The 23968-nt window shown below is 70.3% G+C and carries 20 protein-coding genes and 1 pseudogene; 9 read left to right on the top strand and 12 right to left on the bottom strand.

The window, feature by feature from the left end; translation table 11 throughout:
- Positions 1 to 551: 551 nt before the first annotated feature.
- The gene (locus FB559_RS26230) at positions 552 to 1538 is read left to right on the top strand and encodes a DUF4192 domain-containing protein (RefSeq protein ID WP_185792411.1); all 987 of its coding nucleotides are present in this window, start codon (positions 552 to 554) and stop codon (positions 1536 to 1538) included.
- Positions 1539 to 2700: 1162 nt separating this feature from the next.
- Here the strand turns inward: FB559_RS26230 and FB559_RS26225 are convergent.
- Entirely contained in the window at positions 2701 to 3912 is a 1212-nt protein-coding gene (locus FB559_RS26225) for a pyridoxal phosphate-dependent aminotransferase (protein WP_141958580.1), read from the bottom strand.
- A gap of 1081 nt (positions 3913 to 4993) precedes the next feature.
- On the opposite strand from FB559_RS26225, the gene FB559_RS26215 reads away from it, so the two are divergent.
- Genes FB559_RS26215 through FB559_RS26205 form a run of 3 tightly spaced genes read left to right on the top strand, consistent with a single transcriptional unit; the run spans position 4994 to position 7451 of the window.
- Entirely contained in the window at positions 4994 to 5635 is a 642-nt protein-coding gene (locus FB559_RS26215) for a TetR/AcrR family transcriptional regulator (protein ID WP_246122062.1), read from the top strand.
- 11 nt (positions 5636 to 5646) lie between these two features.
- Positions 5647 to 6648: an AurF N-oxygenase family protein gene (locus FB559_RS26210; RefSeq protein WP_141958578.1), complete on the top strand. Its 1002-nt coding sequence runs from the start codon at positions 5647 to 5649 to the stop codon at positions 6646 to 6648.
- Positions 6645 to 7451, top strand: a complete 807-nt coding sequence (locus FB559_RS26205; protein WP_141958576.1) for an SDR family NAD(P)-dependent oxidoreductase — start codon at positions 6645 to 6647, stop codon at positions 7449 to 7451. The genes FB559_RS26210 and FB559_RS26205 overlap by 4 nt, the downstream gene beginning before the upstream one ends.
- 986 nt (positions 7452 to 8437) lie before the next feature.
- On the opposite strand, the gene ctaD is transcribed toward FB559_RS26205, so the two are convergent.
- Positions 8438 to 10099, bottom strand: coding sequence for an aa3-type cytochrome oxidase subunit I (gene ctaD, locus FB559_RS26200; RefSeq protein WP_141958574.1), 1662 nt, complete (start codon positions 10097 to 10099; stop codon positions 8438 to 8440).
- A 244-nt stretch (positions 10100 to 10343) separates the two neighbouring features.
- Here ctaD and FB559_RS26195 point away from each other — a divergent pair, with 244 nt between their 5' ends.
- On the top strand, positions 10344 to 12311 hold the full coding sequence (locus FB559_RS26195; RefSeq protein ID WP_221640188.1) for a S53 family peptidase: 1968 nt from the start codon (positions 10344 to 10346) through the stop codon (positions 12309 to 12311).
- 106 nt (positions 12312 to 12417) lie between these two features.
- On the opposite strand, the gene FB559_RS26190 is transcribed toward FB559_RS26195, so the two are convergent.
- Positions 12418 to 13122: a TetR/AcrR family transcriptional regulator gene (locus FB559_RS26190; RefSeq protein WP_141958571.1), complete on the bottom strand. Its 705-nt coding sequence runs from the start codon at positions 13120 to 13122 to the stop codon at positions 12418 to 12420.
- A 468-nt stretch (positions 13123 to 13590) separates the two neighbouring features.
- Positions 13591 to 14517, bottom strand: coding sequence for a phosphotransferase (locus FB559_RS26180; protein WP_246122060.1), 927 nt, complete (start codon positions 14515 to 14517; stop codon positions 13591 to 13593).
- A gap of 96 nt (positions 14518 to 14613) precedes the next feature.
- On the opposite strand from FB559_RS26180, the gene FB559_RS26175 reads away from it, so the two are divergent.
- Positions 14614 to 14820 carry a hypothetical protein gene (locus FB559_RS26175; protein ID WP_141958569.1) on the top strand — a complete coding sequence of 69 codons (207 nt, stop codon included), beginning with the start codon at positions 14614 to 14616 and terminating at the stop codon, positions 14818 to 14820.
- 1001 nt (positions 14821 to 15821) lie between these two features.
- Here the strand turns inward: FB559_RS26175 and FB559_RS26170 are convergent.
- The 5 genes and pseudogenes from FB559_RS26170 to FB559_RS45770 form a co-directional block, all read right to left on the bottom strand.
- Positions 15822 to 17303, bottom strand: coding sequence for an FAD-dependent monooxygenase (locus FB559_RS26170; protein WP_141958568.1), 1482 nt, complete (start codon positions 17301 to 17303; stop codon positions 15822 to 15824).
- Between the two features lie 109 nt (positions 17304 to 17412).
- Positions 17413 to 17574, bottom strand: a complete 162-nt coding sequence (locus FB559_RS44120) for a hypothetical protein (RefSeq protein WP_185792410.1) — start codon at positions 17572 to 17574, stop codon at positions 17413 to 17415.
- Between the two features lie 58 nt (positions 17575 to 17632).
- Positions 17633 to 18427 carry a GAF domain-containing protein gene (locus FB559_RS26165; RefSeq protein ID WP_141958566.1) on the bottom strand — a complete coding sequence of 265 codons (795 nt, stop codon included), beginning with the start codon at positions 18425 to 18427 and terminating at the stop codon, positions 17633 to 17635.
- Between the two features lie 139 nt (positions 18428 to 18566).
- Entirely contained in the window at positions 18567 to 18821 is a 255-nt protein-coding gene (locus FB559_RS45775; RefSeq protein WP_246122645.1) for a cell wall-active antibiotics response protein, read from the bottom strand.
- A gap of 127 nt (positions 18822 to 18948) precedes the next feature.
- Positions 18949 to 19005 (bottom strand): annotated as a pseudogene (locus tag FB559_RS45770) (hypothetical protein); the annotation flags it as partial.
- A gap of 337 nt (positions 19006 to 19342) precedes the next feature.
- Here FB559_RS45770 and FB559_RS26155 point away from each other — a divergent pair.
- Both FB559_RS26155 and FB559_RS26150 read left to right on the top strand, forming a co-directional pair.
- Positions 19343 to 19702 carry a V-type ATP synthase subunit F gene (locus tag FB559_RS26155; RefSeq protein WP_141958564.1) on the top strand — a complete coding sequence of 120 codons (360 nt, stop codon included), beginning with the start codon at positions 19343 to 19345 and terminating at the stop codon, positions 19700 to 19702.
- A gap of 95 nt (positions 19703 to 19797) precedes the next feature.
- Complete coding sequence (locus tag FB559_RS26150; RefSeq protein WP_141958562.1) at positions 19798 to 20544, top strand: HAD family hydrolase; 747 nt, start codon at positions 19798 to 19800, stop codon at positions 20542 to 20544.
- 12 nt (positions 20545 to 20556) lie between these two features.
- Here the strand turns inward: FB559_RS26150 and FB559_RS26145 are convergent, their stop codons facing one another.
- The 3 genes from FB559_RS26145 to FB559_RS26135 form a co-directional block, all read right to left on the bottom strand.
- Entirely contained in the window at positions 20557 to 21210 is a 654-nt protein-coding gene (locus tag FB559_RS26145; RefSeq protein WP_185792409.1) for a CBS domain-containing protein, read from the bottom strand.
- Positions 21211 to 21236: 26 nt separating this feature from the next.
- Positions 21237 to 21980 carry a PIG-L family deacetylase gene (locus FB559_RS26140; protein WP_185792408.1) on the bottom strand — a complete coding sequence of 248 codons (744 nt, stop codon included), beginning with the start codon at positions 21978 to 21980 and terminating at the stop codon, positions 21237 to 21239.
- Between the two features lie 137 nt (positions 21981 to 22117).
- Positions 22118 to 22972: a universal stress protein gene (locus FB559_RS26135; protein WP_141958556.1), complete on the bottom strand. Its 855-nt coding sequence runs from the start codon at positions 22970 to 22972 to the stop codon at positions 22118 to 22120.
- A 254-nt stretch (positions 22973 to 23226) separates the two neighbouring features.
- Between FB559_RS26135 and FB559_RS26130 the strand changes: the two genes are divergently transcribed.
- On the top strand, positions 23227 to 23805 hold the full coding sequence (locus FB559_RS26130; RefSeq protein WP_141958555.1) for an Rv1733c family protein: 579 nt from the start codon (positions 23227 to 23229) through the stop codon (positions 23803 to 23805).
- Positions 23806 to 23968: the final 163 nt, after the last annotated feature.

Genomic DNA, 23968 nt, shown 5'->3' with positions numbered 1-23968 from the left:
GACGCGCTCGGTGTGCTCTATGAGGCTATCGCGTCCTACGTGACGCTTTGCCCGCACGTGTACTGACCTGGCCTTGTTGGCATCTCGTCGCCGTGGCTGGCTTCTCGTAGCTGTGGTCGGCTCACGGCCTCACGACCGCCCGGCCTCGTGACGTCGTGGCCTCCTGGCCTCGCGCCCTCCTGGCCTCGCGCCCTCCTGGCCTCGCGACGTCGTGACCTCATGGCCTCGCGCCCTCCTGACCTCGTGGCCTCGTGGCCTCGTGGCCTCGTGGCCTCGTGGCCTCGCGCCCTCATGACCTCATGGCCTGGCGGCCTCGCGGCCTCATGGCCTGGCAGCCTGGCGGCCTCACAGCCTCAACGGTTGTACACGCTGCTGGTCGCCATCGCCACGCCACGTTCCCCGTCGGTCTAATCTCCTTCCCTCTCCCTCTCCCTCTCTCTGCGCCTGTTCCGCTTCGCTCGTTCCGGCCCACAGTCCCAAGCCTCAGCCGGTTATCCACAGAACGCCCAAGGGGTGTCGCCGCGAGACGGACAACGGCACGCTCGATGAACATGAGCCTCAACACCCTGCGACTCCGGTCGCCCGCCGACGTCGTCGCCGCGATCCCCTACCTCATCGGATTCCATCCAGCCGACAGCGTGGTCGTGCTGGCATGCGACAACGCGCGAGGCGCGTACGCGGTCCGGCTGGACCTGACCGCACAGGACGCGTTGCTGGAGCACATCACAGACCTGGTAGCCCGCCGCCGGCCGGAGGGGGTGATCGTCGCGGGCTATGGATCGGCCGACCGGGTGACCCCCATGGTCGACCGGGTACGAGGCCACCTGGACGCGTCGGGCGTACGGCTGCGCGAGGCGTTACGCGTCGAGGCCGGCAGATTCTGGTCCTATCTGTGCTCCGACAGCGCCTGCTGCCCATCCGAAGGCACGTACGTCGACATTGATACGAGCCCAGTGGCCGCCGCGGCCATCGCGGGAGGCATGGTCGCCTTACCGGACCGCCGCGACCTCGAACGCACACTGGAGCCCACGGGCGGCGAACAGATGCGGCAATCCACCGCGAAAGCCGAACTAAGGCTGGCCACCTGGGCGGAGTCCGACACCCACAAGGTGCCGACCCACATGATCACGGAAGGCGTGCCACTGGTCCGCGACCTGTTAGAGCGAGCGTGCAAGGGTTCTGACCCGCCGACCACCGACGAGGTCGCCTGGCTGGGCGTCCTCCTGGTCAACCTCCGAGTCCGCGACGAGGCCTGGGTACGCATGAAGGACCCGGACCTGGACGCCCACATCAGCTTGTGGCGCCATGTCCTGAAACAAGTGACCGCCCCCTACGCGGCAGCTCCGGCGTGCCTTCTGTCCTTCGCCGCCTGGCGCGCAGGCGAGGGCGCTTTGGCCAACATCGCCCTCGACCGCGCCCTGTCCACCGACCCGTCGTACTCGATGGCCCGCCTGTTACAGGAGCTCTTCATCAGCGGACTCCCACCATGGTCCGTCCCCCTCGACATCACCCCGGAGGACCTAGACGAAACCGATTAACCCCCGCACCACCCTCACCGCACCCCGGACCCTGAAGCGCCACCAGCCAACCGCCGAAAGGTCCCACGCCGACACCCCAACCACGCCCACACGACGACTCGGCCACGCCGCGCAGGGTCGCGCGTAGCACGGGGTCGCGCGTAGCGCAGGGTCGCGCGTAGCGCAGGGTCGCGCGTAGCGCAGGGTCGCGCGTAGCGCAGGGTCGCGTGGTGGTGTGTGTCGCGTTGCGGTGTGCAGCTCGCGCGCATTGCCTCGCGCGCAGAGCATCGCATTTCCGCGCAGCTCGCGTCGGGTTGCCGTGCGCAACACAATGTCGCGTTGCCGTGCGCAACACAGCGTTGCAAGGCCGTGCGCAGCACAAAGTGGCGTTGCGGTGCGCAGCATGCGTCGCGTTGCGGCACGTAGCGCGAAGTGCGGCGTCACGTTGCCCGGCGAGATGTCGGGTCGCGACGCGAGCGGGCCGGCGTGCCACGCCGGATCGGTGTGCTGCGCCGCACCGCGGACTGCCGTCGTGTTCCGACCGCCGGGACACGGCGTGGCGCGTCGCTACCACTCGCGATACCGCCGCGCTGCCGCACTGTGGTCCCGGACCTGCGTCGCGGCGCGCTGCGTCATGGGTGTCGGGGCATGCCGTGCGTCAATCGGCGTGGCACGCCGCGACCTGGCCTGCCCTGCCGCGATGCGCCCGACGCGTCGCATCGCGTCGCGGCCGCCCGCGACACTGCCGACCCCTGGTGCCGGGCCTGCGTCGGGGCGCGCTGCGTCGTGGATGCGGGGGCGTGCCGTCTATCAATCGGCGTAGCACGCCGGGACCTGGCATGCCCTGCCGCGATGCGCCCGTCGTAGCGCGACGCCCGTCCGAACGCGTCGCCCGTCGTAGCACGTCGCCCGTTCGAACGCGTCGCGACCGCCCCCGACGCCGCGCCGCCACAACCTGGTGCCGCACCTACGTCGCGGCGCGCCGCGTCATGGGCGCTGGGGCATGCCGTGCGTCAATCAGCATGGCACGCCGGGGCCTGGCATGCCCTTCCGCGATGCATCCGACTTGGCGTGGTGGGCCGGGAGTCCCGGGTGTGACTCTCAGCAGGATCGCGGCGCTGACGCCGGGCAGACCCCCGGGGCGCTGAGCGGTGGACGGATTCGGGCGCGTTACTGGCGTTCGTCAGGCTCGGCGGGTGGCCAGGAACTCGCCCAGGCGGCCGATGGCCTCCTCGATCTCGTCCGCGTGTTGCAGAGTCACGATCCTTAGGTGGTCGGGGGCGGGCCAGTTGAAGCCGCTGCCCTGTACGACCAGGATCCGCTGGCTCTCCAGGAGGTCGAGTACGAAGCTCTGGTCGTCCTCGATCGGATAGATCACCGGGTCCAGGCGCGGGAAGACGTACAGCGCGCCGGATGGCTTGACGCAGCTCACGCCCGGGATTTCGTTGAGGAGGCGGCATGCGCGGTCGCGTTGTTCGCGTAGGCGGCCACCTGGGAGTACCAGGTCGTTGATCGTCTGGTAGCCGCCGAGTGCGGCCTGGATCGCGTGCTGGCCAGGTACGTTCGGACAGAGCCGCATGTTGGCCAGCATGTCGAGGCCCTCGATGTAGGACTCGGCGTGTTCTTTCGGGCCGGAGACCACCATCCAGCCGGAGCGGAAACCGCAGACCCGGTACGCCTTCGACAGGCCCGAGAAGGTCAGGGACGGCAGGTCGGGGACGAGCGGGGCGATCGAGACGTGTTCCGCGTCGTCGTACAGGATGCGGTCGTAGATCTCGTCGGCGAGGATCAGCAGCCCCTCCCGCCGGGCGATTTCGGCCACACCCTCGAGCAGCTCGCGAGAGTAGACCGCGCCGGTCGGGTTGTTCGGGTTGATGATCACGATGGCCTTGGTGTCCGAGGTGATCTTCGCCTCGATGTCGGCGAGGTCGGGCATCCAGCCGTTGGACTCGTCGCAGAGATAGTGGACGGGGGTGCCGCCGCCGAGGGAGACCGCGGCCGTCCACAGCGGGTAGTCCGGGGCGGGGATCAGCACCTGGTCGCCGTTGTTGAGCAGCGCCTGCATGGCCATCACGATCAGCTCGGACACACCGTTTCCGAGGTAGACGTCCTCGACGTCTACTCCGGCGAACCCCTGCTGCTCGTAGTGCTGAACGACCGCACGCCGCGCGGGCAGGATCCCCTTGGAGTCGCTGTAACCATGGGCGACGGGCAGGTTGCGGATGACGTCCTGCAGGATCTCATCCGGAGCGTCGAAGCCGAACGGGGCGGGGTTCCCGATGTGCAGCTTGAGGATCTGGTGACCCTCGGCCTCCATCTGCATGGCTCGTTTGAGTACCGGGCCACGGATGTCGTAGAGAACGTTGGCGAGCTTGTCCGACTGGCTGACCTGCATGGCGACAACCCTAACGAAAGGCGGCGCTCAGGAGCGCGAGGTTTTTCGCGATGCCAGACCTCCCCGAAATACCCACTGCGGACGGAAAGGGAGGTGGGGGCGCTGTGAGAACACCAGCCGACCCGCAGGGAAGTCGGCAGGAAAGCCGGCAGTACGAGCCGGCGCCCGAAGGCTCAGCCTGGCTCGTTGGACGGTGGCCCGAAGGCCGGGCGTGATGGCGACTGTAGGGCGACGCGCGGAAGCCGCCGCGATACGCCAGGACCGCGAGCCGGGCCAGTACAGGGAGACCACGGCCAAGGCCGAAACCGGGATCCCCGGCGGGGGCCGGTGCCGGGACTGGGACCGGAGCCGGGACCGGGACCGGAGCCGGGACCGGGACCGGAGCCGGGACCGGGGCCGGAGCCGGGACCGGGACCGGGGCCGGGAATGGGGCCGGAGCCGGGACCGGGACCGGGGCCGGGGCCGGGGCCGGGAATGGGAATGGGGCCGGAGCCGGGACCGGGACTGGGACCGGAGCCGGAGCCGGGACTGGGACTGGGACCGGAGCCGGAGCCGGGACTGGGACTGGGGCCGGGACCAGGGCCGGGACTGGGGCCGGGACTGGGGCCGGGGCCGTGTGCGGGAGTGAGGTCGCTGCGCAGAGGTCAGCTGTAGCCGCGGAAGTCGGGACGATGCACGGAAGACTCGCAAGGTGCGCCACGGCTAAGGGTTCGCGGCCGAGAGTCAGCGGCGGCAGGAGCTGGGCAGTCCTCTGAGACCCCCTAGCTCGCCTAGGCGAGTCCCGCTCACCCGAACGCCAATCCACCGAACCCCGCTCACGCGAACCCCGCCTGCACGCACCCACTCACACGAGATCCGACTCCAGCCGCCCAGCCCGAGTGTCGAGCGGCCTATGACGTCGGCTGCCGCGTCTAGACATCAACGGCCTGGTCACTGCCAACACACAGCCCGCGGCCCGCGGCCCGCGGCCCGGCCCGCGGCCAAGGAAAGCAGTCCTACTTGGACGTCGCGTCCAATATGTGACAGGCGCAACATACAAGCAGGCTTGATTGCTTGTATTCAGGCTTCTACTGTCAAAGACGTGCCAGTAAGCAGCCGCCGTCATCACAGAAGTGACCAGCAGGGCGCTCCCCGTACCCAGGAGGAGCGTCGCGCCGAGACTCAGGGGCGTCTGCTCGACGCGACCGTGGAGTGCCTCGCCGAGCTGGGCTGGGCGGGTACCTCCACCACCGAGGTCGCCCGTCGCGCCGGGGTCTCTCGTGGCGCGCAGCAGCACCACTACCCCACCAAGATGCTGCTCGTCGCCGCCGCGCTCGAACACCTGCTGGAGGGGCAGCGCCTCGCCTACGAGCAGGCCTTCAACGGTCTTCCCGACAGTGAGCGCAACGTCGAGGGGGCGCTCGATCTGGTCTGGGTCACCTTCCGCGAGGCGCCGTCGCTGGCCCTCATGGAACTCGCCATGGCCGCGCGTACCGACCCCACTCTGCGTGAGCTCAGCATCGGCGTCAACGAGCGGGTCGTCGAGGTGATCCTCGAGACGTTCCATCGCCTGTTCCCGGTGTCCCTGGACGAGCAGGCAGCCGACACGCTGATCCGCAACCTGTTCGCCACCCTCATCGGGCTGACACTGCAGAACTCCCTCGACGATGACGAACACGGCCACCAGGCGGCCGTACTGGCCCAACTCAAGAGCTTCGCCCGTCTGCTCATCCCGGCTGACTAAGGGAGCAAAAGATGTCGAACCCCACGAGCACGACGCTGGACGAGGAAGTCCGCGAAAAGGTCCAGGACCGCAAGGCCTACGTCGGCGTCATCGAACGCCTCAGCAAGGCCTCCGTGGACAAACACTGGGAGGCGTACGCCGACATCCCGTGGGAGGACCCCGACTTCCATCTGGACAAGAACGACCCCCGCTGGATCCTGCCGCCGATCGACAGCTTCGGCGCCACCCAGTGGTACCGCGAGCAGCCCGAGCACATCCAGGCCCAGATCGGCCTGTGGCGCGTCGCCACCACGATGAAGATCGGCCTGCAGTTCGAGAACCTCCTCAAGCGCGGCCTGCTCAGTTACGCGTACAAGCTGCCGAACGGCTCACCGGAGTTCCGGTACGTCCTGCACGAGACGACCGAGGAATGCCATCACGCGATGATGTTCCAGGAGTTCGTCAACCGTACGGAGATGCCGATCAAGGGCATGCCGCGGAGCCTCGACCTGATCGCGCAGGTCGCCCCGCACATCCCGCGGATCTCGACCGAGCTGTTCTTCGTCTTCGTCCTCGGCGGCGAGGACCCGATCGACTACTTCCAGCGGCAGACCATCAAGAGCGACCACCCGCTCCACCCGCTGCAGGAAAAGATCATGCGCATCCACATCGCCGAGGAGGCGCGGCACATCTCGTTCGCCCGGCACTACCTCAAGCACCGGGTGCCGCGCATCGACCCGGTACGCCGCAAGGTCCTCGGCATCGTCTCACCGCTGATCCTCGGCCTGATGGCGCGCATCATGCTCGCTCCTCCCGGCGCGATGGTCCGCTACTTCGGCATCCCCAAGGACGTGATCCGCGAGGCGTACCGCGACGAGTCCTGGGGCACCGAGCTGAAGAACTGCGTCGCCAAGGTCCGTGACCTCGCCGCCGAGATCGGCATGATGGACCCGGTAAGCAAGCAGGTCTGGCGTGCCGTCGGACTGTGGGACGAGCCGGCCACCCGCCGTGGCAGGAAGGCGGCCCGCTCGTGAACGTCGCCCTCATCACGGGCGGTGCGTCCGGCATCGGCCGCGCCATCGCCACCGCCCTCGTCCTGCGCGGCGACACCGTGACGGTCGCCGACCTCGACAAGCGTGGCGCCGACGAGGTCGCCGGCCGACTGTCCGGGCACGGTACGGCCGAGGCCGCCGAGCTCGACGTGACCGACCCCGACGCGGTCTCCGCGCTGTACCGCGACGTACGCGAACGGCACGGCCGCCTCGACCTGGTCTTCAACAACGCCGGCATCGCGGTCGGCGGCAGGACGGACGAGCTCACCCTCGACCACTGGAACAGGACGCTCGACGTCAACCTTCGCGGCGTGATCCACGGCGTGCACGCCGCGTACCCGATCATGGTGGCGCAGGGCCACGGGCACATCCTCAACACCGCCTCGCTGGCCGGGCTGGTGCCCGCGCCGATGATGCTGCCCTACACGACCACCAAGCACGCGGTCGTCGGGCTCAGCCTGGGCCTGCGTGCCGAGGCGGCCGCCGCCGGCGTACGAGTGAGTGCGATCTGTCCCGGTTTCGTGGACACTCCCCTGCTGGACAACGCCAACCCGGACCTGCCGCCGACCGAGGCCGCCACCAACGCGCGCGAAGCCGCGCTGCGCATCCAGCGCAGGCTCTACACGGCCGAGGCGCTCGCCCGCGACGTACTCCGCGGTATCGACAAGAACCAGGCCCTGATCGTCGCCCCGGCCTCCGCCCGCGCGGCGTGGCGGGGAGTACGCCTGTCACCGGAGGGAGCGGTACGCGTCGCCCGCCGCGGTCTCAGTCGCCTGCGTCCCTAGGTGCAGGTCTGCCGGAGCTTGGTTACACCGGAGTCTGGATTTTCTGCTTGAGGGACCCGTCTCGGAGTCTCTGTCCGTAGCGAGCGGCAGTTCACGCGGCGCGTCGCAAGGTCGAGGAGGGAGTCGGCCTGGTGTCGGCCGACGACAACGCGGCGAGGCGTCGTCCGGACGTCGCGCAGTAGGACAGCGGGACTTCGGATGAGGCCCTGGCACCGGGTTCTCCCCACCACGGGGGCGTGGGGAGAACATCCGAGCCGCACGTAGTCCACTGACAGTACGGCCCGGCGCGGCCCGAGCCGGTCGCGCGAGCGGCCAGCGCGATTCGTACGGCGCCGTCGCGCGCCAGTCGCGGTGCGCATCAGACGGCACACGGCATGGACCCAACAGCGGCTCGGTGTCCCCTCGGCCGGCCGAGCGGTAAGGGCGGCGGCCGTTCTCCACACATGGCATGGACCGGGTGGCGGCCCGGTCAGCGGCCGGGCTCGGCGGCTTTTCTCCACCTCCGGCGCGTGGGGATAGTGCAGGTCGAACACAGGGCGCTGGGGTGGCCGGGCGGTTGGGGCAGCGACCGCTCCCACAGATGGCATGGACCCGGGGGCGCGGCCCGGACTGCGCCTGGGCGGCCGAGCTTCAGGCAGGGCGCTCGGGTGGCCGGGCAGTAGGGGCCGCCACCGCTCCCCACACGGCATGGACCCGGGGGCGCGGCCCGGACTGCGCCCGGGTGGCCGGGCTTCAGGCTCGGCGGGTTTTCTCCACCTCCGACGCGTGGGGATAGTGCAGCTCGAACACAGGGCGCTCGGGTAGCCGGGCGGTAGGGGCAGCGACAACTCCCAAACACGCATGGACCCGGGGACGCGGCCCCGACTGCGCCTGGGCGGCCAGGCTTCAGGCAGGGCGCTCGGGTGGCCTGGCGGCAGGGGCCGCCACCGCTCCCATGCAACGGCATGGACCCGGGGCGGCCCGGACTGTGCCCGGGCGGCCAGGCTTCAGGCTCGGCGGCTCTTCTCCACCTCCGGAGCGTGGGGATAGTGCAGGTCGAACGCGGGGCGCTCGGACTTGATCCGGGGGATCGCGAGGAAGTTGTGCCGCGGCGGCGGGCAGGACGTCGCCCACTCAAGGGAGTTGCCGTACCCCCACGGGTCGTCCACGGCGACTCTCGGGGCCAGCCGTGCCGTCCGGTACACGTTGTAGATGAACACCAGCGTCGACAGGCCCAGCAGGAACGCTCCCAGGCTGGAGATGAGGTTCTCCGGGGCGAACTGGGACGAGTAGTCCGGTACGCGCCGCTGCATGCCCTCGGCGCCCAGCCAGTGCTGGATGAGGAACGTCGTATGGAAGCCGATGAACAGCATCCAGAAGTGGATTTTCCCCAGGCGATCGTCGAGCATCTTCCCGGTCATCTTCGGCCACCAGAAGTAGAAGCCGGCGAACATCGCGAAGACCACGGTGCCGAAGACGACGTAGTGGAAGTGCGCCACCACGAAGTAGCTGTCGGTGACGTGGAAGTCCAGCGGCGGCGAGGCGAGGATGACGCCGGTCAGGCCGCCGAACAGGAACGTCACAAGGAACCCGATCGCCCACAGCATGGGTGACTCGAACGACAGATGCCCCCGCCACATCGTGCCCGTCCAGTTGAAGAACTTCACGCCGGTCGGGATCGCGATGAGGAAGGACATGAACGAGAAGAACGGCAGCAGCACCTGGCCCGTCGCGAACATGTGGTGCGCCCACACGGTCATCGACAGGCCCGTGATCGCGGTCGTCGCGCCGACCATGCCGACGTAGCCGAACAGTGGCTTGCGGCTGAAGACCGGGATCACCTCGGTCACGATCCCGAAGAACGGCAGCGCGATGATGTACACCTCGGGATGGCCGAAGAACCAGAAGAGATGCTGCCAGGTCATCGCCCCGCCGAACCTCGCGTCGAAGACGTGCGCGCCGAGTTTGCGGTCGGCCTCCAGGACCAGCAGCGCCGCCGCCAGGATCGGGAAGGCCATCAGCACGAGGACGCTGGTGAACAGGACGTTCCACGTGAAGATCGGCATCCGGAACATCACCATCCCCGGCGCCCGCATGCCGATGATGGTGGTGACGAAGTTGACCGAGGTCAGGATCGTGCCGAGGCCGGACAGCACGAGCCCCATGATCCACAGATCCCCGCCGATGCCGGGCGTCCTGACCACGCTGTTGAGGGGTGAGTACGCGGTCCAGCCGAAGGACGCCGGGCCGTCCGGCGTGAAGAACGCCCCCACCACCATCAACCCGCCGAAGAGGAACATCCAGTAGCTCAGCGCGTTCATCCGCGGGAACGCGACGTCGGGCGCCCCGATCTGCAGCGGCATGATGACGTTGGCGAACCCGGCGAACAGCGGGGTCGCGAACAGCAGCAGCATCAACGTGCCGTGCAGCGTGAACAGCGAGTTGTACTGCTCACCGTCGACGAACTGCAGGCCGGGCGTCGCGAGCTCGGCACGGATGAGCATCGCTGCCAGCCCGGCGACCATGAAGAAGCTGAAGGACGTCGTGAGGTAGAGATAGCCGATCACCTTGTGATCGGTCGACGTCAGCACCGAGACGACCATCTCGCCCTTGGTACGGTGCCGCGCCCGCCCCGGCACGGCCGGCGGCGTACGACCTAGTAGAACCATAACGGCCCCCCGCGCCGTCAGGCATCGCCACCTCCACTATCGGCGCTCCACCCCCAGTGCGCAAGGTCACACCCAGATGTCCACTTCTGGCCCCCAGTTCCCGATTTTTGCATCTTTTCCATAACGACCATTGCTTCACCCGAGAAGCATCGAAATCCTCTCGTGGCGGCCTTTCGGCCGCTGACGAAAGGACTGGTGGATGTCACGAGACGGACGACGTCGTCGCGCTCTGACAGCCGCGGCCGTGGCACTGCCGCTTGTCGCGGCAGCGTTCGCAGCCACGGGGACGGCGCAGGCGAACGACCGGCAGACGGTGGCGGGGACCAAGCCCACCTGGGCGCGCTCCTCTGCCGACCGCGGCAAGACCGATAGCAATCAGCGAGTCGACGCGAGGGTCTGGCTCTCCGGCCGCGACCCCAAGGGGCTCGACGCGTACGCGCAGGCCGTGTCCACCCCGGGCAACCAGCAGTACGGCAAGTTCCTCACCCCTCAGCAGTTCAACCAGCGCTTCGGGGCCAGCCAGCAGCAGGTCACCGCGGTCACCTCGTGGATCCGCGGCGCGGGCCTGTACGTCGACCTCGCCGGCTCCAACAGCCACTACCTCCACGTGACCGGTCACGTGGACAAGGCGACCGGGGCCTTCGGCACCGAGTTCCGCAACTACTCGGCGCAGGGCACGGTCGCCCGCGCGCCCGAGAACAACGCCACCGTCCCGGATGGCGTCGCGAGCGCCGTCCTCACGGTGACCGGCCTGGACACGGGCAAGCACCTGCGGACCCACGGCGACACGCTTCCTCCGCCGGAGCCGAACTACAACGTCGCGGAGCCGTGCGGCACGTACTGGGGCGAGAAGGTCGCGAACGACAAGCCGACCGCGTACGGAAAGCACCAGCCGCGCGCGACCTGCGGCTACCTGCCCGACAAGCTGCGCGGCGCGTACGGCGGGACCGCGAGCGGCCTGACCGGTAAGGGCGCGACCGTCGCCGTCGTCGACGCGTACGCCGCGCCGAAGATGGAGCAGGTCGAGAACCAGTTCGCCGCCAAGCACGGCGCCCCCGGGTTCGCCAAGGGTCAGTACCGCGAGGTCCTGCCGCCGACCTTCGACCTGGTCGACGAGTGCGGCGCGGCCGGATGGTACGGCGAAGAGGCGCTCGACGTCACCGCGGTGCACGACATCGCACCGAAGGCCAACGTCGTGTACGTGGGCGCGCAGAACTGCGCCGACGGCCTCGACACCGCCCTCACGAACATCGTCGACAACCACCTGGCCGACATCGTCACCAACTCGTGGGGTGACCTGGCCGAGCACTACACCCAGGCGGGGATCGACGCCGAAGAGTCCATCTTCCAGCAGGGCGCGATCGAGGGCATCGGCTTCTACTTCTCCACCGGTGACTGCGGTTACGAGGTGCCGGGCACCCCGTGCCAGGCTCGCTACGGCGACGCGCAGTCGACGCGCCGTCAGGCCGACCTGCCGGCCTCCGACCCGTGGGTGACCGCGGTCGGCGGTACGACCCTCGCGGTGGGCAAGTCGAACAACTACAAGTTCGAGGCGCACTGGAACGTCCAGTACGACAACCTCGCGGCGAACGGCAAGAGCTGGAGCTCGCCGCCTCCCGGCACCTACCCGAGCACCTACTCGGCCGGTGGCGGCGGCGGTGTGAGCGACATCTTCGCCCAGCCGGGCTACCAGCGCGGTGTCGTGCCCAAGTCGCTGAGCACGAAGCTGCCGGACGGTACGACCGCCAAGCAGCCGATGCGTACCATCCCGGACATCTCCGCGGTGGGTGACTCGGGCACCGGCATCCGGTACCCCGAGTGGAACCAGCGGTCGGACGGCTCCTTCGGTTACACCGAGAGCCGTGTCGGTGGCACCAGCCTCTCGGCGCCGATCATCGCGGGTGTACAGGCACTCGCCCAGCAGGCACAGGGACGGCAGCCGATCGGCTTCGCCAACCCGTCGATCTACCTGCGTGAGGGCAAGCACCTCTACAACGACGTGACCGACCAGCCGCAGGGCCGTGACCCGGTCGCGTACGTCCGCACCAACTACACCGACCCGTACGCCGGGACGGGGCCGCTGCTCTACATCCTGGTCACTTCGGGGAACAAGGGCATCTCGAAGGCGGACGCGCTGTCCGCCACTCCGGGGTACGACATCGGCACCGGTGTCGGCAGCCCGACCGCCTCCTACCTGCGGTCGTTCCGGTAGGGATATCCACCAGTTAGTTCGAAACGCGGGGCCGGGTGCCGTTCGGGCACCCGGCCCCGCACCGTTTTCCTGCCGTCCGTGGCGCTCGCAGGGTCGCCCATGGGTTTCAGCGCTCCGGTAGACCGATGTGACGGCCCAGGCCACGCATCGCGTAGTCGAACGTGGCGCGCAGGTCCGTGATCACGTTGTTGTACTGCCCGAAGAGTTCGAAGCTCACCGCGCCGTACAGCCCCGGCCAGGCGGTCACCGCCCGCGCGACGATGTCGTCGGGAAGGCCGGGCAGCACCGCCTGCCGTATCCCTTCCGCGTCCGCGCCGAACGACTCCGGTGCCGGCGGGTAGCCGCCCGGCGGGTCGAGCAGGCCCGCGCGATGGGCGTCGGCGATGATCCGGCCGAAGACCACGGCGTCCCGCATCGCGGGTCCGATGGTGTCCTGCGGGGCGCTGTAGCCGGGCACCGGCGAGCCGTGGAGCAGCGCGTACTCGTGCGGGTGCGCCAGCGCGCGGTCGCGTACGGCGTGGCAGACCGCCAGCCAACGGCCGAGGTGGTCCTCGCGCGGGCAGGCCGCCTCGGCCTTCTCGACCGCGTCTCCCACAGCGTTGTAGCCGTCGATGATCAAGGCGGTGAGCAGGTCGTCGCGGCTCGGGTAGTAGCGGTAGATCGCCGAGGAGGCCATGCCCATCTCGCGGGCGACGGCCCGGAGCGACAGACCGGCCGCACCGTCGCGTGCCAGATGGCGCCGGGCGATCTCGGTGATCTCCTCGATGAGCTCGGCCCGCACCCGCTCTCTCGCCGTGCGACTCGCGTTCATGTCCCGACCTTAACAGAGCATCGCGCCGAAACGAGAGCGCTGCTCTGTTGGCTTGGCGGTACGCAGGCCCGGGGACTGGGGCTGGGGCCTGGGAGTGGGGGTTGGGGGTGGGGGTTGGGGGTGGGGGTCGGAGGTGGAGATTGGGGGTGGGGCCGGGCCGGGGAAGACCGGGTCAGAAGGCGGGCCAGTGATGACGAGCCGGTGACGACCCGCCCGTGCAGGCGGGCCCCTCAGGCGGCGCGGGATGCGGTCGGGTGAGACCGGTGGATGACGAGCCGGTGGCGACCCGCCCATTCAGACCCGCCCGTGCAGGCCCGCCCGTGCAGGCGGGCCCGTGCAGGCGGGCCCGTGCAGGCGGGCCCGTGCAGGCGGGCCCGTGCAGGCGGGCCCGTGCAGGCGGGCCCCTCAGGCGCCGCGGGATGCGGTCGGGTGAGGGCGGTGGCGGTCGGGTGAGGGCGGGGTGCGGTGCTAGTCGGTGGTCGCGCGGGTGATGCCTGTCAGGGCCTCGTGCAGGAGGCGTGATCGTCCGGTGCCGGCGGCGTACTCGGCGAGTGCCGCGCACAGGAACACCGCCAGGACCCGAGCCCTGATCTCCCGCTCGGCGCCGACCGGGCCGTACGCGGACAGCAGCGCCGTACGTGCCGGCCCGGTGAAGCCTCCGTAGGCCAGGGACAGGTCGACCGAACGGTCGGCCATGCACAGGTCGCCCCAGTCGATGACGCCCGTCGCGCGTCCGTCATCGTTCACGAGGAGATGGCGGATGTGCAGGTCCCCGTGGCAGATCGAGACGGGACCCGTGTACGGCTTGATGCGATCACCTGCTTCGAGGAGCCGCTCGACCGCCGGATCGGGTTCCCACCGGCCATCACGTACGAGGCGGGCGAGTCGCTCGCGTGCCTTCGGCGCGTGTACGGAGGGTTCGCCACGGCCGATCGGGTCGCGTGGCAGGTCGGTTCCGGCCGGCGGGCGGAGCTCGTGCAGCGCCCGCAGGAACGCCCCGAGATCGGCCGCGGCGGCCGCCCTGTCATCGTCGGGGCGACCGGACTCGGCGAGCTCGCGGCCGGGAATGTGCCGGGCGCCCCAGAACGGCCAGGGGTACGAGGGCGACGGGTCCCCGACCAGCTCGGGTACGGGCACGGGTAGAGGCAGCCGGGGAGCCAGCCGCGGAAGGAGTTCGATCTCGCGCCGGACGCCGGGCAACGCGACCGAACGTCGCGGAAACCGGAAGATCCAGTCTCCGCCCACGAGGAAGACGGTGTTGTCCCAGCCGGTGGCCAGTTCGTCGACCGGCGCGCCGCGCAGCCGGGGGAACCCCGCCCCGATGAGCACGGCCGCCTCGGCCGCGGAGACGGTGTGCTCGGGCTCCCATTCGGCCGCCACCCTCGCTCCGCCCACGGCGCGACGCTACCGCACCACCGCGATGCGTCCTCGCGATCACCGGCCCTCTAGGCTGGGGAACCGTTCACGGAAACCGTACGAGGAGGGCACAGCATGGAGTCCGAGTCCAAGGACCGGGACGACGAGCGTTCGGCACAGGAGCGCAAGGACGACCACGTCCGCACCGCCGCGGACCTGTCCAACCGCGCCGCCGAGTCCGTCGGCCGACGCTACGACGGCACCAAGGAGAGCGTCCACGAGGCCCATGGCCACGACCAGGACGACGACGACGCCGCCGCCGACAACGACCCAGACGCCTGAGCGCCTGAGCGCCTGAGCGCCTGAGCGCCTGAGGTGGATGACGTACGTCGCGCGGCCGGTTCCATCGGTTCCGGGGCAAGGACGCGGCGAGCGCGTCGACCGGCGGCACCGTAATCCGCCGTCCGGCCCGCCGGAAGAGGCGGCGCCGGCGAACGCCCCGACCTCGGGGCCGGCCGAGCCTGCCCACACGCGAGGCTCGATCTCCGCCTGTACGCACCGAGCGACGTCACCGGCGACAGGCCGCCACTCGTCCGGCGTCCGCCCGAATCCCGACCAACCGCCGCCACTCAACCGGCATCCGCCCTGATCGCAACCACAGGTCCCGGCCGGCTCCACGGCGGGCGGACGATCCGTCCGCCGGGAACGCACCGCACGCTGTCATGCATCGCCCCGAGCAACGACCTGTGGTCGACATGGGTGGTGATGGCCCGGCGATAGCCGGTGATGGGCGGTGGGCGGAGCGGACTCAGCCACGAATGACGTGGACCTGGCAGCCGACCCGCCTAAGGGGCGCAACGCCCCGTAGGGGCGCGGAGATGAGCGACCGGCGCGGGGCGGAGGTGAGCGACCGCGGACTCCGGCGTGATGCTGATCCGGCCCACCGTGAACAAGCGACCGGGATCCCATGCCGCCACGCAGGCCCGTACACGCGATCCTCGGAGGATCAGCGACGCATGGGACGCCGGCTCGCCCCCTGATCGCCAGAGGGGCGACACGGCCGAGTCCCACGCCGCCGCCCCAGACCCGTACACGCGATCCGCAGAAAGCCCAGCCACGCATGGGACCGCGACTCGACCCCCGATCGCCGGTGGGCGCCACGGCCGACGACCCGTGCCGCCGCCCCAGACACATGCACGCGATCGGTAGAAAGGCCAGCACGGCCCCTCGACACGACCCCCAGTCGTCAGTGGGCCACACGGCCGGCGACCCGTGTCGCCGCCCCAGACACACACGCGATCCGCAGGAAAGCCAGCACGACCCCGCGGCACGACCTCCGGTCGTCAGTGGGCGACGCGGCCGGCGGCCGGGCCGCACCATTCGTTCAACGCCGTGCGGATCGTGGCCGCGCGGTCCGCTCGGTCGGCGTCCACCGCGGCCCACGCGATGTATCCGTCCGGCCGTACCAGTACCACGTTGCGGGTCATCCCGCCCGCCGTCACCAGGTCCACGCGGTCGGACCAGCCGGTGACCGGCAGGGCGGGCTTCGCGGCGTCCGGGGGCATCACCAGCAGGAAACGGCCCGGGCGCAGGGCGCGGTACAGGGTTCGCGGCGTGCCGCCGGCCAGCGGGATGTCCGGGGCCCGGCGGCCGACGAGGGGATGCGCGCCGGGCGGTGCGGGGTAGGCCATGTCGATACCGGAGACCGCGCCGGCCAGGTGCCGTGAGATCGGGTCGATTCTTGTCGCGGCCTCGAGGACCTTGTCGCGGAAGGCGCGCAGAGGGCGCGCCCGGATCATGACCGCGCGCAGGATCGCGCCGCTGGTGCGCAGCACGCGCCGTCCGACCGGGTATCGCTCCGCGTGGTACGTGTCGAGCAGCCCCTCAGGTGCCCAGCCACGTACGGCGGCGGTGAGCTTCCAGGCGAGGTTGGCCGCGTCCTGCAGCCCGGTGTTCATGCCCATGCCGCCGGCCGGTGAGTGCACGTGTGCGGCATCGCCAGCGAGGAACACCCGGCGGTCGCGGTAGCGCGGCACCTGGCGCTCGTCGCTGTGGAACCGCGAGATCCAGCGCGGGTCGTGCATGCCGAGGTCCGTGCCCAGGACACGCCGGGTCAGGTCGCGGAGCTCCTCGAAGTCGACCGGTGCGCCATCGGGGAGCTGGTTGCGGCGGTTCCAGCCGATCACGCGGTGCCAGCCGTCGCCGAACGGCACGATGAACACGAAGCCGTCGCCGGTGGCCTTGGCCGTTACGGAGTCCGCCGGCGGGTCGAGGAGCCGCAGGTCGCAGAGCATCACGGACCGTACGACCGACTGGCCGGGGAAGGGCAGGCCGAGCTCGCGCCGCACCATGCTGTGCGCGCCATCCGTCCCCACGAGGTAACGCGTCCGCAGGGTACGCACCTGCCCGCCGGGCTCGCGGACGGTCAGGTCGACGCCGTCCGGGTCCTGCCTCAGCGCGAGGGCCTCGGTACCGGTCACGATCTCGGCGCCGAGGGCGCGCGCCCGGTCGCCCAGCAGGCGTTCGGTCTCGTACTGCGGTGTGATCAGCACGTACGGGAAACGGGTCGGCAGGTGGAAGAAGTCAAGGCCGAACCAGCCCATTCGCGAGGACGGCCGGCCGGTGGCGACGAGATCGTCGGCCAGTCCCCTGGAGTCGAGCAGTTCCAGCGTGCGAGCGTGCACGCCGAAGGCCCGGGTGAGGTTGGAGTCCCGGTCGCGGCGTTCGATGACGGCGCAGGAGACGCCCGTGGCGGCCAGGTCACCGGCGAGCATCAGCCCGGTCGGGCCGCCGCCCACGATGAGCACATCAGTGACGGGACGCACGTCATTCCCCCGAGTCGTCTACCGGCGCGATCACCCACGGTGAACGTCACTGATGACGACCTTCCCCCGAAAGCCGTCGTCCGCACCTCGGCGGGTGCCCCGCGGACCGCTATTCGCGCCCGTCCCGCGCGCCGCTGCGCTCGTCGACCTCGGCCTCGCGTCTGACCTCGCGTTCGGCCCGCTCGCGTGCCTCGGCGAAGTAGCGGTCCGGGTTATTGATCATCCGCTCGGAGCGGTCGTCAGAGTCCTTTACGACTATCTCGTCCGGCATGGCCCCACTCCCCTTCTTCCCTAAGTGTCCGGGCATGTCCGTAAAAAGACAACCGACATCAGCGGACGAGGCGGCGGAGCCCTTCCTCGGTCGCCCCGTACGCCAGGGCGTCGGCGAGCAGCCCGGCCAGGAGGCGTACGAACGGCACCTCCGAGCGGCTGACACCACCGGCGTTCATGGCGTCCACCGTGAGCATGCCGTACGGCGTCTGCCCCGCCACCACGGGAACGGCGACGAACGAGCGGTAGCCGTGCTCGTCGGAGCCGTGCCAGCCCGCCGGGGGATGCCGGTCGACGTCGGAGGACTGCAGGTCGTCGTTGTTCCGGATCATCGCGAACACGGAGTCGCCCTCGGGGGTGCCCTCCTGGAAGACCGTCACCGGCGCGTCCGCACGGCCGGCGTACTGGACGGGCTCGAGCCTTCTCGGCCGTCCCTCGGCGATGTGGAACCAGCAAGCCCGTACCCGATGGCCCTTGATGAGGTGCGCGGCGGAGTCGAGGATCATCGGGATCGTCGCCTCCCGCAGGTTTCCGCGCTCCTGTTTGCTCGTCGCCGTGGCGATGCGGCCGAGCTGACGCACGATCGGGTCGAGCGCGTCGTTGATCGTCACCCGCATCTCGACCGCCGCGTCGATCGCCGCCTGGTGCGCCTCCTTGCGCTGTCTTTCCTTGCGGAGCTGCTCGTAGCCGGGGACTGCGGCGCCGACGACGGTCATGAGGATGCCGAGGGCGACCCAGAACGGCTTCAGCGCACCGTCATTGGCCGCCCCGGCGCCCGACACCGCCGCCAGGGCGACGGAGACGACACCGACGGTCGTGGTGATGTACAGCCGCTTCTTGGGGGGAATGCGCACTCACGGCACATTATTGGATCATTGCCGCGTTCGGTGCATCCATGCGACCGCACCGCCATTTCAGGACGGCCCTTTCCCTGCGCTTTTGTCGCCCAAAAGACGGTTCTGCCTATTCGAGGTCCTGGTGCTGGAGGCGGCCTCAACGCCGCGCGTGGCGGATCTTCAACCGTCCGAAGCCCATGGTCCCGGAGATCCGGATCCTCGGCCCGCCGGAGCCGGAACGCCGCCGGGGCTTGTAACGCGAGTCCTTCCACCCGGTGCGCAGCTCCTCGACCTCGACGATCGCGTCGCGCGGCACCGTGATCTTCGCCCCGCCGGTGCCGAGCCGCAACTCGATGTCGACCACCGGATGCTCGATGACCGCACGGGACAGGTCGAGGTGCACCCTGCCCAAAGCTGACTCGCCGCCGGATCCGGCCGCTCGCGGCGCCGATCGTGGACGTGGTGCCCGCGTCCTTTTCCGGGAGCGAGGCCAGAGCCGACACGAGCTCGCCGCGCGAAGTGGCGGTGAGCGCCCGGTGCAGGAGTGCGTCCATCTCCTCGTGCGAGATGTGCCCTTCGGCGTACGCCTCCTGCAGGCGCCGTACGGCCGTGTCACGGTCGCCTTCGCTCGCCGGTGGCGACGGGTCTTCCGGCAGTGAGGTCACCGTTTCACCGTAGGGCCTCATCCGTAGCGAGCGCCGCGCCGCAGGACAGCGACTTCGCATGAGGCCCTGGTGCCGCACCGGCGACGCGAACGCGCGGCCGGGCGCGTGCGCGCCGGACGAGACGAAGGTCCCGGCCGGGCTTCGGCACGACCTCGCGGATGATCCAGCGGCCCGAGCGGCCCCAGGGGACAAACCGGGGCGAAGGTCCCATCTCTGACTTCCGTGCGGCCCTGCCCCGAACCGGGTCGCACGAATGAACATGGAGGACATGCCGACATTGCGCGACCTCCATGAACGGTTCCACCCGGGCGGCCGGGCCGGCGCACGCGAACACGCCCCGGTCATCGGCCCTCCGGAGCCCGCCGCGACCGACGACCCGCCGTCGGCACACCTCTCTTCGGAAAGGCGTGACATGGCAAAGATCGCGATCATCGGGGAAAGCGGCAAAGTGCTCGGCTTCGGTCTCGCGGGCGCGATCATCCTGCCCGCCGAGGGACCCGAGGCCGTACTCGCGGCCTGGCGTTCGCTGGGCGAAGACGTCGCCGTCGTAGTGCTGACCTCGCGCGCGGCACGGACCCTGGCCGGCCGGACGGCGTCGTGGCCGCTCACGGCGGTGATGCCGCCGTGAGCGGGCCATAATCCACCCCGGCGACCCGGATGGCGCCGGCCGAGACCGGGAAGACCGATGGGGGGACAGACCACGGGGAATGAGGTGAACGGGCCATGCGAACCAGATCCGGTCAGTGTGCGCTCGGAGGCGACATAACGTCTGTGATCTTCGGCGTGGACGGCGTCATCATCGACAGCGCGCGTGCTTCGGCAGGGGCGTGGAAGACGGTGCTCGACCCGTTCCTGCGCACGTACGCGGCGGCCCACCAGACCGCGTTCGTGCCGTTCGACGTACGCCGCGACTATCTGCGCTACGTCCACGGAAAACCACGGCTGGCGGGGGCACGGGACTTTCTCGCCTCTCGCGACATCACGCTGCCCTACGACGACCTGCGCGGGCTGACGATGCGTCACGAGGAGTTCTTCCTCGCCGAGGTCCACCGGCACGGTGTGAGCCCGTTCGGCTCCGCCGTGACGTTGATCCGGGAGTGCCGCAGGCGCGGAATCCACGCGGCGGCGGTGTCCACGCAGCGGCACGGCACCGAGGTGCTCAGGAGCGCGGGCGTGATGGCCATGTTCGACATCGTCCTGGACGGTCTCGACGCACCCGGGACGGGCCTTCCGACCTGTCCTGACGCGGCGCTGTTCGTGCAGGCCGCACTCCGTCTGGGCGCCCAGCCGAAGCACACGGCGGTGATCGAGGAGACCGGCGCGGCCGTGACCGCGGCCCAGCGTGGCGGCTTCGGGCTGGTGGTCGGCGTCGACCGGCTCGGCGGTTCACGGCTCGGCGAGCACGGCGCGGACTTCGTCGTGACGGACCTGGGCGAACTCCGGCTGCGCGGCAGGCACCACGCCGCCTGACCGGACCCGCCCTCACAGCCGGGCGCGGGGCATCTTCGGGGTGGTGTCCTCACACGCGAACGTCAGATGGTCGATGACCGTGATGACACCGTCGACGTGCGCGATCGCCTCGGCGAGCCGCAGCGCGGCGGAACGGCGTTCGAGGTGCCCGCGGATCGTCACCGCGCCGCTGACGACCGTCACCTCGAACCGTCCGGGTGGCATCCCCAGGGTGTGCTCGATGATGCCGAACAGGATCTCGCCGCGGATGTCCTCGTCCGGCCGCTCGTACACCGCGAGCAGGTCGGACCGGGTGATGACCCCGGTGAGCCGCCCGGTCACGGCGTCGACCACCGGAAGCTGGTGGATGCGGTGCCGGTACATCTCGCGTGCCGCGTCACGGGCCGGCGTCGACGCGGTAACCGTCACGGCCGGTGAGCTCATCAGTTCGGTGGCGAGCATCCCCGCGCTCTCGCACCGGTCCCGGTGCCGCAACCGGGACAGAAGACGGCTCCGGCCGTTCTGCGGGCCCCCGTCTCCCAGCAGCAGGTCGTAGTTGGAGATCAGGCCGATCACCCGGTCCTGTGAATCGATGACCGGCAGTGACGAGATGTGAAAGCGCCGCATCGCCGACGCGATCTCGGTGAACCTCGCCCTCTCGCGTACGGCGACGACCTTGTCTCTCATCACCTCCGCGACGGATACCCCCGCTATCACTCCGCTCCCCTCTCGGGTGTGTCTTCGCAGGCTGGTGTGGGAACGAGCCAGCGCAGCCATTCGCGGTCGCCCTGGACCGTGAGGCGCGCGAGGTGGGTGCCGTCGCCCCTGGACTGGCTCCAGTGCGCGAGCATCGCGTACCGCTGGATCGTCCGGCGCACCTGCAGCTCGAAGTCGATCCTCCCGTCCGCGTCGCCGGTCACCGAAAGGCCCGTGGCCTCGCGTACGGACCTGGCCACCGCGTGCGGCAGCGTCCAGCCCAGTACGGGTACGGCGAGTTCGCGGCCCGCGCGGCAGCAGACGTTCGCGGCGGTACGGTCGCCCACCCGGCCGTCGACCGTGACCAGCAGGTCCACGCGCCACTCACGGATCATCCGGATCACGCGTTCGGCGAGCTGGGCGATCGGCAGCCGCCGGAGCTCGGCCTCCGGGTAGTCGGCCAGCACGCAGTGCGTCGCCCGCAGGGCGGACGCGGCCGCGTCGAACTCGAACGGCCGGATCGACCCCAGCCGTTCCATCGAGTCGTTGAAGGGCGACGCGTCCCCGCGGCTGAAGGCCAGCACGTTCACCTCGCTGCCGCCGACGCGGAAGGCGTCCAGCACGGCCCCCAGGTAGCAGGCTTCGTCACCGGGCCGCGCCACGACGGCCAGGACGCTCCCGGCCTCCGGGAGCGTCCTGCGAAGCCGCCCGGGCGCCCCCGCCATCCATTCCTCGTGTGCCGCCTCCGTCGACGGCCTCACTCCGATCTCCGCGCCCATCTGTGTTGCCCCCCGTCGTGGTCTCTCCTATATCGAGGATCACCCTCCGCGAGGGGTGGCGTGAGCGGCGAAAGTCCCTGGTCCCCCGGACTTCGGCCATAGAGCGGGCCGATCATGGCTCAGATCCACGGCCGTACGATCGCCACCGAGCACGGGGCGTGCTGGAGCATGGCGCTGCCGACCGCGCCGAGCCTCAGCCCCGCGACGCCGCCCAGCCCCCGCCCGCCCAGCACGAGCAGCGCGGCGCCCGCGGCGGCTTCGAGGAGCGCGTGCCGCGGTGTCCGCATCGCGAGGGCCGTCTCGGCGTCCACATAGGGATACTTCTCCCGCCAGGGCGACACGGTCCGCTCCAGCCGGCCGGCCGCCATGACGCGCAGCTCCTCCGGATCGGTGATCATCCCCATCTCGGCGGACGCGATCGCCTCGGGTTCCCAGCAGCCGAACACCGCCCGCAGCCGCTGCCCGCGCAGCGCCGCCTCCTCGAACCCGAAGGCGAGGGCGGCGTCCGACGCGGCGGAGCCGTCGACCCCCACCACCACCGGGCGGCCGCGGTCGGCGACGCACCGTACGACGATCACCGGGCAGTGCGCGTACGCGGGCAGCTGGATGGCGGAGGACCCGGCGAAGGCGCCCTCTCCGTACGTGCCGATCAGCGCCAGGGAGGCGTTCTTGGACTGGTTGACCAGCATCGCCGGCGCCGGCCCGGCGACCAGCCGGCCCTGCGTACGGGTCCGCGGTGAGACCTCCCGTGCGATGAACACCCCCTTGTCCAGTACGTGCTGGGCCATCTTGCGCGCCGTTTCCATGGCCTCCGGCCCGGAGGGTGGCACGGGATAGGACCACTGCCAGGCGTGGCACACGGTCAGTGGCAGGCGCCGCAGCCGTGCCTCGTCGACGGCCCAGCGCAGCGCGCGTTCACTGGCCGGCGAACCATCGAAGCCCACGAGCACGTAGGACCCGTCGAATCGGTTCATCGCCCCCCTTGTTCCAGAGTCGGGGGAAGGGCTGCGCCCCAAAAGAGGCCGAAGGTCCCCCGATAACGGCCCGCCCGGCCCTGACCCGCCCTGGGGGCACCGTCAGAGCATGTTCAGTACGGCTCGATCCGTCCGGGACGCCCCCGGCCGGGGCCTACACCGCGCCATCATGGGACTCGCGTGGACCGGCGACCCTCCCGGGTCGGGCCCGGACCGCTTAGTCTGCGGAGTAAAGGCCGTTGCGGAGGTGTCCGATGCGAACCTTCACGATCCAGCTTCTGGGCGTCGTCCGTTACCTGCGCCCTGACGGCAACCTGCTGCGGCGTCCGGTCGACCGCACCCACGTCCGGGCGATGGTCACGCTCTGCCTGCTCTTCCTCGTCCTCGCACCGCTCGTGGCCTTCGTGACCGCGCGCCTCGCCGGGAACGCCGGGCTGCGGGCGGAACGGCTACAGTCGCATACCCGTCACCAGGTGAGCGCCGTCGTGCTCGACGTGTCACCCAAGGGGGTGCTGGACCAGACCGTGCGGATCGGCTGGCATGACGCCTCCGGCGGGGCCCACACCGCCGTCGTGCCGAACAACGGCAACTCGGCGGTCGGCGCGCACCGGTCCGTCTGGGTCGACCGCGCCGGAGCGCTGACCTCGCGTCCACGCAAGCATTCCCAGACGGTCGCGGACAGCGTCATGGCCGCACTGACCGCCGTCACCCTGCTCGGGCTGCTGCACTCGGCCGCCCGCACGCTGATCGACCGGCGGCTCGAACGACGCCGGCTCGAGCTGTGGGAACGCGAATGGGCCGCGGTCGCCCCGCGCTGGACGGGCCTTCCCTGAGCGATCACGGGCCTCGATCACGGGCCTGGAACACGCCGCCCGGCTCACGCCAGGGACCAAGGTCCTGAGGATCGCCGACGTTCGTACCGCTCTGAACCGAGGAACGCCTCCTAACGTGAGGACACAGGCCGGCGACCGCCGGCCCGCACGGATGACGGGGCCA

Origin of the sequence: Actinoallomurus bryophytorum (assembly GCF_006716425.1) — a bacterium.
Classification (GTDB): domain Bacteria; phylum Actinomycetota; class Actinomycetes; order Streptosporangiales; family Streptosporangiaceae; genus Actinoallomurus; species Actinoallomurus bryophytorum.
Note: the sequence above shows the minus strand (reverse complement) of the source record. Positions and strands in the feature narration are given on the sequence as shown.